The following is a 511-nucleotide window of genomic DNA, read 5'->3' as shown; positions in this document are numbered from 1 at the left end:
CAATCCCGACCGCCATGCTAATGGCCTGACTGCACGGCATCTGGCGTATGTGATCTACACGTCCGGATCGACCGGTATGCCGAAGGGTGCGATGAACGAACATCGCGGCGTCGTCAATCGTCTCGTGTGGATGCAAAAAGCCTACACGCTGGATCGATCCGAGGTTGTTTTACACAAAAAACACCGATGAGCTTCGATGTCTCGGTCTGGGAACTGTTCTGGCCGCTGCCTGCTGAGCGGTGCGCGGATGCAGTTGACCGAATCAGAAGGCCACAAAGATCCGGTGTATCTGAAGACGTTGATCCGCGATACGCAAGTCACCTGAGCGGTGCGCGGATGCAGTTGACCGAATCAGAAGGCCACAAAGATCCGGTGTATCTGAAGACGTTGATCCGCGATACGCAAGTCACCACGCGAAATTTCGTGCCGTCGATGCTGCGGGCATTTGTCGAGCATGGCGATCATGATCCGTATTCCTGGGTCAAGCGGGTTATTTGTAGTGGCGAAGCCT

2 protein-coding genes are annotated in these 511 nt (G+C 55.2%); both read left to right on the top strand.

What is annotated here, in order from left to right:
• Positions 1-190, top strand: a 190-nt coding sequence (locus XANALMUS060_RS22945) for an AMP-binding protein (RefSeq protein WP_304413364.1), incomplete at its 5' end; no start/stop codon positions are given.
• Positions 187-511 (top strand): hypothetical protein (locus XANALMUS060_RS22940; protein WP_304413363.1); only part of this gene is annotated, 325 nt, incomplete at its 3' end. The genes XANALMUS060_RS22945 and XANALMUS060_RS22940, both read left to right, overlap by 4 nt.

Origin of the sequence: Xanthomonas sp. MUS 060 (assembly GCF_000963215.1) — a bacterium.
GTDB lineage: Bacteria > Pseudomonadota > Gammaproteobacteria > Xanthomonadales > Xanthomonadaceae > Xanthomonas_A.
The sequence above is the reverse complement of the archived record's forward strand: the minus strand, read 5'-3'. Positions and strand labels throughout refer to the sequence as shown.